9 protein-coding genes are annotated in these 8,206 nt (G+C 62.5%); 6 read left to right on the top strand and 3 right to left on the bottom strand.

Going from position 1 to position 8,206, the window contains the following annotated elements; genetic code table 11:
- Positions 1-846: ROK family protein (locus tag OOT08_RS07400; RefSeq protein ID WP_325091956.1), on the bottom strand; the 846-nt coding region annotated here is incomplete at its 3' end.
- A gap of 310 nt (positions 847-1,156) precedes the next feature.
- Positions 1,157-1,846, bottom strand: a complete 690-nt coding sequence (locus tag OOT08_RS07395) for a GntR family transcriptional regulator (protein ID WP_325091955.1) — start codon at positions 1,844-1,846, stop codon at positions 1,157-1,159.
- A 157-nt stretch (positions 1,847-2,003) separates the two neighbouring features.
- On the opposite strand from OOT08_RS07395, the gene OOT08_RS07390 reads away from it, so the two are divergent.
- From OOT08_RS07390 to OOT08_RS07365, 6 genes are all read left to right on the top strand, one after another.
- Entirely contained in the window at positions 2,004-2,759 is a 756-nt protein-coding gene (locus OOT08_RS07390) for an aspartate/glutamate racemase family protein (protein ID WP_325091954.1), read from the top strand.
- Positions 2,752-4,014: an amidase gene (locus OOT08_RS07385; RefSeq protein ID WP_325091953.1), complete on the top strand. Its 1,263-nt coding sequence runs from the start codon at positions 2,752-2,754 to the stop codon at positions 4,012-4,014. Before OOT08_RS07390 ends, OOT08_RS07385 begins: the two co-directional genes overlap by 8 nt.
- Positions 4,011-4,796, top strand: a complete 786-nt coding sequence (locus tag OOT08_RS07380; protein WP_325091952.1) for an amino acid ABC transporter ATP-binding protein — start codon at positions 4,011-4,013, stop codon at positions 4,794-4,796. Before OOT08_RS07385 ends, OOT08_RS07380 begins: the two co-directional genes overlap by 4 nt.
- 77 nt (positions 4,797-4,873) lie before the next feature.
- Positions 4,874-5,776, top strand: coding sequence for a glutamate ABC transporter substrate-binding protein (locus tag OOT08_RS07375; RefSeq protein ID WP_325091951.1), 903 nt, complete (start codon positions 4,874-4,876; stop codon positions 5,774-5,776).
- A gap of 27 nt (positions 5,777-5,803) precedes the next feature.
- The gene (locus tag OOT08_RS07370) at positions 5,804-6,454 is read left to right on the top strand and encodes an amino acid ABC transporter permease (RefSeq protein ID WP_325091950.1); all 651 of its coding nucleotides are present in this window, start codon (positions 5,804-5,806) and stop codon (positions 6,452-6,454) included.
- A complete protein-coding gene (locus OOT08_RS07365) occupies positions 6,451-7,338 on the top strand; it encodes an amino acid ABC transporter permease (protein ID WP_325091949.1) in 888 nt (295 codons plus the stop codon). The genes OOT08_RS07370 and OOT08_RS07365 overlap by 4 nt, the downstream gene beginning before the upstream one ends.
- Positions 7,339-7,436: 98 nt before the next feature.
- Here the strand turns inward: OOT08_RS07365 and OOT08_RS07360 are convergent.
- Positions 7,437-8,206 (bottom strand): FAD-binding oxidoreductase (locus OOT08_RS07360; RefSeq protein ID WP_325091948.1); only part of this gene is annotated, 770 nt, incomplete at its 5' end.

Genomic DNA, 8,206 nt, shown 5'->3' with positions numbered 1-8,206 from the left:
CAAGATGTCCTCGAGCCGCTCCGTGTCGATGCCCGCCTCGCGCGCGGCGTCAACGATCGCGGAGCCGGAGGCGACAACATCCAGGCATCCGACGCGGCCGCAGGAGCAGACGACTGGGGGAGCGCCGATGATCGCCACGTGGCTGATGTCCCCGGCCACGCCCCGGTGTCCGCGGTAGAGCTCGCCGTTCGCGATGACCCCGCAGCCGATGCCGCTCCCGGCCTTCACGAAAACGAGTTCTCCGACCTCTCGCCCGCGTCGCATAAACTCGCCCAGAGCCATCGCGTTCGCGTCGTTGTCGACGTAGGCGGGCAGGCCGGTGACCTGGGTCAGGAGTTCGCCCACCGCGATGCCGTTCCACCCCGGCATTCGGGAGGGCGAGAGGAGCCGGCCGTTCCGGGCATCAACCGGCCCGGGCAGGCTCATCGCGATGCCGCCGATCAGGCGAGTCGGGGACTGCTCGGCGGCGAGGGACTGTGCCTGTGCCCAGATGAGGGCAATAACGGCATCTGGCCCATCTATCAGGGCGAGTGGGACGATCTGCTCGGCAACCGCGTCCCCGGCCCGGTTCATCAGGATGACGCTCGCGTGTCGTTCGCCAAGGTCAACCGCCGCGACCACCTGTTCTCCGTCGCGAACCGCGAGCATGCGAGGGCGGCGGCCCCCGCGGGAAACACCTCGTCCGGCCTCCTCCAAGTACCCGTGCGAGATGAGTTCGTCGACCCGCATGGCGACGGTGGAGGCGGAGAGGCCGCTTAGCCGCGCGAGGTCGGCCCGGCTGCTGGCTTGGCCGGAGTGGACGAGGTGAAACAGCTCTCCGGCGGTGGGGCTCGACGATGAGATCACGGGCACTCCTCATTTCTGTGTGGCATCAGCCAACATACTCTGAACCTGGAGAAACTTGCTCCGATCGGCGGGTCGGACGCTGTCTCTGGGGAGACGTCTTTCGGGGAAACGCCGGAGAATCAGGCGTTCCCAGGCCCTGGCGCCGTTGGGGAAACGGAAGTAATGTGTTGTGGAAGGTTTTGATAGAACCGCGACATTCCGCGGATCTTCCTGTGGATAACCTTGTGGAAGAATTGTGCGCAGCGTGTGGGAAACGCCCGGAAACCTGTGGGCAAACCCTGTCGGTCGCGGCCCGATCGCGACTGTGATCTCAGACAGTTCCCCAGTCGTCCTCTGGGTCTGCCGGGTCGAATAGCGCGGTGACTTGGCCGCCTAGCTGTTGCCATTGGGACGAGGAAAGATCCGCAGCTGCCCCTGTCTCCCCGTCCTGGAGAAGCGAGATGAGTGACTCGTGGTGGTGGATCGAGTTCTCGCCGCCAAGGCGGGAAGAAAACTTGCGGTGCAGAATGCGTTGAACGTGTGGGTCCAGCTGACTGATGACACGCAACAGTACCGGGTTTTCTGAGCGTTCATGCAGGAAGCGGTGAAAGGCAACGTCGGCATCGAGAACAGCGGAGGGGTCACCTGTTGCAAGGGCTGCGGAGACGGCCGAGTTTAGGGCGCGAAGCTTGTCCAAGTTCTTGGGGGTGAGGCGCTGCCCAGCTGCCTCCACAGCGAGGTGATCTAAGGACCGCAAAACCTCGAGTGTCATGAGCACGGATTCCTGAGTGAGTGGGCTCACTCGGGTGTGGGAGCTTGGCTTTGATTCGCATAGGCCGAGTTCGATCAGTCGATTGATGGCTTCGCGGACGGGAGTACGACTGAGCTGGAGCCGGTCTGCGAGTTCGGCGTCACGGATTCGCTCTCCCGGCTGCAGTTCTCCGCGGATGATGGCATCGGCAAGCTGCTCGAACGCGACATCGCTCAAGCGCTGACGGGCTACGGGGCGAATCTGACTCATGGTTTCCTCAATGTAGCGTAGCGCCGCTTGGTGTGTCTGGGTGGATTGCGTGGATCACGAAATTGGGCTTGCGGGTCGGTTGTTTCGTGAGCTAGCTTATCCATACATCGCATCCAGAATCCAGTATATTGGTTGTGATTGCGACAAAGGAGACGCTATGACACTGGAGCAGAATGCTCACGAGCCGGAACCGCCACCGAGGATGCTCGGGGTCCTCGGAGGTATGGGGCCACTTGCTACCGCGGAGTTTTACCGAAGGCTCGTGCTTGCCTGCCCGGCGAAAAATGATCAGGAGCATATTCCAGTGGTGATCTGGGCTGATCCTTCGGTACCAGATCGGTCCAATGCGCTGATGGGTGCCGGAGCGGATCCGACACCTGCGCTTCGCCGTGGAGCTCAGGCGCTCAAACGGGCAGGCGCAACAAGCGTCGTCGTTCCCTGCAACACCGCGCATGTCTTTCTCGATCGTGCGCTCGACGGGCTTGATCTGCCCGTTGTGAGTCTCGTAGAGGCAACGACCCGTCACATTGCCCGATTCGAAGTGCCCGGACCGGTCGGTATTCTGGGCACCTCAGGTACCGTGGCCTCCCAGTTGTATCAAGACGCACTCGCCAAGCTCGGCATTGCCACGATCGTGCCGGATACAGCCGGGCAGGAGCTGGCAGACCGCGGGATTCGCTCGGTCAAAGCTGGTGATGCACGAGCTGGGCGTGAAGCGCTAGTGGCAGGAATGAAAATCCTCCGACAACAGGGTGCCACACGGTTAATCGCAGGGTGCACCGAAATCATTGCCGCCTGGTCCGGTGGGGACGCCCGAGACGCAGGCTCTCCGGACGCTGTGCTCATTGACCCCGTGCACGTGGTGATCGAGGAGCTTGTCGAGAGTCATCTCAGGGGGTATGCCCGTGCATAAGTCAGACAACGAACACACTCGTGGGGCCCTGACGCTTCCTGTGACTGCTGTGGCGGCTCGGCGCCCCGTCGCCGGCGCAGCAGGGGGAAACGCGTTGATCACGGTGAGCCCGGCAACGAGGTATGGCACCCAGCGCCCCGGTCCGCTTGCAGGCCACCTCCTCGCGGTGAAAGACCTCATCACGGTCGCCGGAATGCCTACGACGATGGGATCTCGGTTCTTCGATCCAACCCCCAGCTCCAGCACGGCACCGGTTGTCTCCCGACTGGAGAGGGCCGGGGCTGCGGTTATTGGGAAAGCAAATCTCGATGAGTACGCCTGGGGTGTCACCGGCGAGAATGTCAACTGGGGCAGAATCATCAACCCGGACAGCCCAGAGCTGATCGCCGGCGGCTCCAGCGGGGGGACCGCTGCGGCGATCGCATCCGGAATGGCAACGATCGGGCTGGGCACCGACACCGCTGGTTCCGTCCGGATTCCAGCGGCTTGTTGCCGCGTCGTCGGGCTCCGTCCGCGCACCGGAACGCTTCCGAACGAGGGAGTGCAAGGCCTGTCCCCCTCCTTTGACGTGGTGGGGCCGATGGCAGCCACTGTTTCAGATTGTGCCCTTGTGTGGCAAGTGCTGAGCGGTGAGCAACCGCAACACGTGCCAGACCTGAGCGAGCTGCGGCTGGGAGTAGCCCCCGACGTGATTGGTCTCGAGCCTCTGCTCGCAATCAGGGCACAGCTCACGCCACTGCCCGTGCCCATTGGCGTGCTTGACCCCTTCTGGACAGTCATGCGTGCTGAGGCGTTCGCCACGCACCGAAAGCAGCTTGCCGACGATCCAGAATCCTTTAGCCCTGCGTTGCGGGCGAAGCTCAATGCTGCCGCCGCGATACATCCTGCCGAGGTCCCCGGGGCTCGCGGGATTCTCGAAAGGTATCGAAGCCGCATGCTGCACGACCTTGACGACTATGACGCGTGGCTCTTGCCGGTGCTGGGACGCAGCATCCCTGAAGCAGGAGTGGACGAGGCACGAATCCGGGACGCGCTCGGCTGGCCATCGGCTCTCGTCTCAGCGCTCGATCTTCCCAGCCTTGCACTTGGCGGCCTGCAAATCGTTGCCCGAACTGAGGGCCATGCGCTTGCCGTTGGAGAACGCGTTGCACAGGTACTTGGCGAGCACCCGGCCGTGGCGTTCACAAAAGACCCCCGGCCTCGATTTCACATCGCACCCACGGGTGCGTCCACACGGAGAGAGGTCAACCCATGACCGGACAGACAGTCCCCTCGTCCACGGAAGCGATGAAGAATGGAAACGTTCCACTCATCGTGCTCAACGACGTGAACAAGTATTACGGGGAGCACCACGTTCTCAAGAACATTTCCCTTGAGATCGGCAGAGGGGAAGTCATCGTGGTGATTGGCCCCTCAGGATCCGGAAAATCGACTCTCTGCCGTTCAATCAATCGGCTTGAATCTATTCGCTCCGGCACAATCACGATCGACGGGACCGCCCTTCCCGAGGAAGGGAAAGCCCTCGCTGAACTCCGCGCCGACGTGGGGATGGTGTTTCAGTCATTCAATCTGTTTGCGCATAAGAGCGTCCGGGAGAATGTCATGTTCGCGCCCCTGCGCGTCCGGAAACTTGGTCGTCCTGCAGCCGCTTCCCGGGCCGATCAGTTGCTCGCGAGGGTCGGTCTTGCTGAGCACGCAGACAAGATGCCGGACCAGCTTTCGGGCGGTCAGCAACAACGCGTTGCTATCGCCCGCGCCCTCGCGATGGAACCCAAAGCCCTGCTATTCGACGAACCAACAAGCGCTTTGGACCCGGAGATGGTCCAGGAAGTCTTGGACGTCATGATTTCTCTCGCGGCTCAGGGGATGACCATGGTCGTGGTGACCCACGAGATGGGTTTTGCGCGTCAGGCAGCTGATCGGATTGTGTTTATGGATGATGGTCGGATTCTGGAAAGTGCCACTCCAGATCAGTTCTTTGCCCGCCCAGAGACCGCACGCGGGCGTGAATTCCTTGCGAAGATCCTCACCCACTGACCCCCATACGTTTCACTGCGGTTCCGGCGTCGCCGGAACTGCCTCCCGTACCAATGATGAACACTAGGAGACACATTATGAATACCCGCATCAAGCGTTACGCCCCAACCCTCGCTGGAGTTGCGGCCCTTGCCCTCGTCCTGACAGGTTGTGCCTCAGAGAGCGCCCCTGGAGAGGACGAAACTCCGGCGGTCACTCAGCAGCAGGACTTCCCTGAGAACAGCACGATGGCAAAGTTGGCCGAGGCGGGCGCCATGACCGTGGGCACCAAATTTGACCAACCGCTCTTCGGGCTGAAAGGTCTGGACAATACCCCGACAGGCTTTGATGTCGAGATCGCAAAAATCATCGCGGGTGAGATTGGTATCCCCGCGGGCCAGGTGACCTTCATTGAGACCAACACCAAGGTTCGCGATGAAGCTGTGATGTCAGGCAAAGCCGACATGGTCATCGCGACGTACATGATCACCCCAGAACGCCAGGAACGGGTGACGTTCGCGGGGCCTTACTACAACGCGGGGACGCTCACGATGGCGCTTGCAGACAATGACGCGATCACCGGAATTGAATCAGTCGGCGACCCGAAAGTGAAGGTCTGCGCTGCAACGGGCTCCGCAGACCTAGAGGCAATTTCCGAGCACCTAGCTGATCCTGAGGGGCAACTGGTGCTGTTCGACGTGTACTCGAAGTGCGCAGATGCGCTGCGTACCGGGCAAGTGGATGCGATTGCTGCGGACAGCACGATTCTCCTGGGGCTCGGAGCCGAAGCGGACGGGGCCTTCAAGATTGTCGGGGAGTCCTACCTGGATCAACTCTTTGGTATTGGGATCACCAAGGGAGATGTGGAGTTCTGCGAGTTCATTAACGACACACTTTCTGCGGCTGTTGAGGACGGCCGTTTTGCTGCCGCGTGGGAAAAGACCGCCGGGACGGTTGTGCCCGAGGTGCCCGAACTGCCGGAATTTCTTCCCTGCGCATAATTCCACTTCGAGCGAAAGAGGAGCGACGTGTCAGCACTCGTTGAATACCTGCCCTTGTTCGGACAAGGCATCCTCCGAACCCTGAGTATTTGTCTCTGGGGAGGGCTCGGTGCGCTTCTCCTGGGAACGCTTCTCGTGACGTTTCGGATCAGCCCGGTCCCGATCCTGCAACGGATTGGGACCGGCTGGGTCAGCGTTATGAGAAATGTTCCTCTGGCCGTTGTCGTGTTTTTTCTCGCCTTTGGACTTCCAGAGATCGGTATCCGGGGGTCGTACTTTTGGTTCGGGGTTTCAGCGCTGGCGGTGTACACGGCTGCCTTTGTCTGTGAGGCGTTAAGATCGGGCATCAACTCGGTGCCTATCGGTCAAGCAGAAGCAGCTCGGGCGCTGGGAATGCCCTTCCGGCTGACACTCCTCGGCGTGATCGTTCCGCAAGCAATTCGGACGGCGACCCCACCGCTCGCAAATACGACAATCGCCATGATCAAGGACTCCGCCCTGATCGGAGCGATCGGCGTCGGGGGAGACCTCTTTAGTCTCGCGGATACCCTCTCCGCGAGTCGAGGAGTTGATGTCATCCCAGTGCTCATCGGGGTTGTGCTCGGGTATCTCCTCATTATCGCGCCAACGAGCGCGCTGTTTACCTTCTCAGAAAAACGATCGGTGGTTCGAGCATGAGCGAACAACGTGCGCTATTTGACGAGTTGGGCCCGAGGGCCCGACGGAGAAGCCGGGCGATCTCCGGAGGGGTGATACTTCTTCTGGCGGGACTCGGAGCCCTCGCCGCTCTCAAACTTGCCGAGAATGGGCAATTCTCCGCGCAGAAATGGTCGCCGCTATTCAACCCGCTAGACTCTCAGTTCACGACGGTATGGACCTTCCTGGGTGGGGGCCTCCGGAACACAGCCTTGGCGGGTGGGATCGCGATCGCGCTCTCGTTGGTTATTGGGACGGTTCTCGCGCTGGCACGGGTCACCTCACGCCGCTGGTATCGCTGGGCGATCGTCGGGGTCATGGAGTTTTTCCGTGCTGTTCCGGTCGTCATCAGCATTTTCTTTGCCTCTCGGTTCTTACCAACGATTGGCGTGGATCTCCCGTTACTCTGGTACCTCGTGGTCGGTTTGGTCCTCTACAACTCGATCGCAATTGCCGAGATCGTCCGGGCAGGGATTCTTGCTGTTCCACGCGGGCAGACGGAGGCAAGCGCTGCGCTCGGGCTCAGCGGAGCCCAGAATTTGTGGCTGGTCGTCTTACCGCAGGCCTTTCGTCTGATGCTTCCCTCCCTGATTAGTCAGCTCGTCATCGTCGTCAAAGACACTGCGCTCGGCTTTATTATCGGGTTTGAAGAGCTACTCCGGAGAGGGGAAATCGCGGTTCAGACGCTGGGAAATCCGCTGCAGATGTACCTGCTTATCGGGATGCTGTTCTTCGTCGTGAACTCGCTCGTCTCCGCACTTGCCCAGCGGGTTGAATCCGGGATGAGGCAGCGGAACGGTTCGCGACAGTCGCCCCCAGCCACCCTGCGTACCGGGTTCCTGAGAGTTCCTGCCCTCCGATCCTAGAAAGGTCTCAGGGAGCGGGCGTCCCTGGCCCGCTGTGGCGGCGTCGAGCTGCCCGGTGTCCAGGGCATCCCAAGCGGTGCGCCGGAGGCAGAGGGTCCTCAGCGTGCCGAAGCAGGCTGGCCGGGTTCCTCCGCGACGAAGGCCTTGCCCGGGTTGAGGATGCCGAGCGGGCCGAACGCGGACTTCACGCGGGCGTGCAGTGCGGCGCTGACCGGGTCGTGCTGGAGCCGGAACCAGCGAAGCTTGAATTGGCCGACCCCGTGCTCGCCGGTGATGGTGCCGCCGAGGTCCAGCGCGAGCCGCACAGAGGCGTCGAGCGCGGCATCGAGGTCGGGAAGCCGGGCCGAGTCGCTCGGGTCAAGCCAAAACGTGGGGTGCAGGTTGCCGTCGCCCGCGTGCGCGATGATCCGGAGGCCGACGCGGAAGCGCTCGGCGATCTCCTCGAGCCCGGCGACGCAGCGGCTCAGCTCGGAGCGGGGCACCGTAATGTCCTCGCCCACCCGGAGCTGCGTGTCCGCGTCCGCGCCGCGGGTCTTCTTGCGCACGGCGAGCAGCTCCCACACGACCGGATCCTCCGCGGGGCTCACACGCAGCGCCCCCGCCGCCCGGAGCGCCGCTCGGGCGAGTTCCGCGATCGCGGAGGCATCCGAGCCATCGAACTGGAGCAGGAGCAGGCCGCCGCCGTCGGGCGTCCCGCCGGGTGTCGTCCGTGGCAGCTGGGTCAGCGCGCCGCTGGGGCCGTCGCGCTCCTCGATGAAGCGCAGGGTCCGGCCGTCGAGCAGCTCCACGATGGCCGGGTCGAGGCGCTCCGCGAACACGGCGCGCATCCCCTCCAGAGCCGAGGGGAGCCCGGGGAAGAACGCGGAAA

Origin of the sequence: Leucobacter sp. M11, assembly GCF_035726885.1 — a bacterium.
In the GTDB taxonomy this organism is placed as follows: domain Bacteria; phylum Actinomycetota; class Actinomycetes; order Actinomycetales; family Microbacteriaceae; genus JAPFRB01.
This window is presented reverse-complemented; position numbering and strand designations above follow the sequence as displayed.

Excerpts from the sequence above, each read along its gene's own strand:
- OOT08_RS07380 (WP_325091952.1), top strand. The coding sequence starts at position 4,011 with ATGACCGGACAGACAGTCCCCTCGTCCACGGAAGCGATGAAGAATGGA.
- OOT08_RS07365 (WP_325091949.1), top strand. The coding sequence starts at position 6,451 with ATGAGCGAACAACGTGCGCTATTTGACGAGTTGGGCCCGAGGGCCCGA.
- OOT08_RS07375 (WP_325091951.1), top strand. The coding sequence starts at position 4,874 with ATGAATACCCGCATCAAGCGTTACGCCCCAACCCTCGCTGGAGTTGCG.
- OOT08_RS07395 (WP_325091955.1), bottom strand. The coding sequence starts at position 1,846 with ATGAGTCAGATTCGCCCCGTAGCCCGTCAGCGCTTGAGCGATGTCGCG.
- OOT08_RS07390 (WP_325091954.1), top strand. The coding sequence starts at position 2,004 with ATGACACTGGAGCAGAATGCTCACGAGCCGGAACCGCCACCGAGGATG.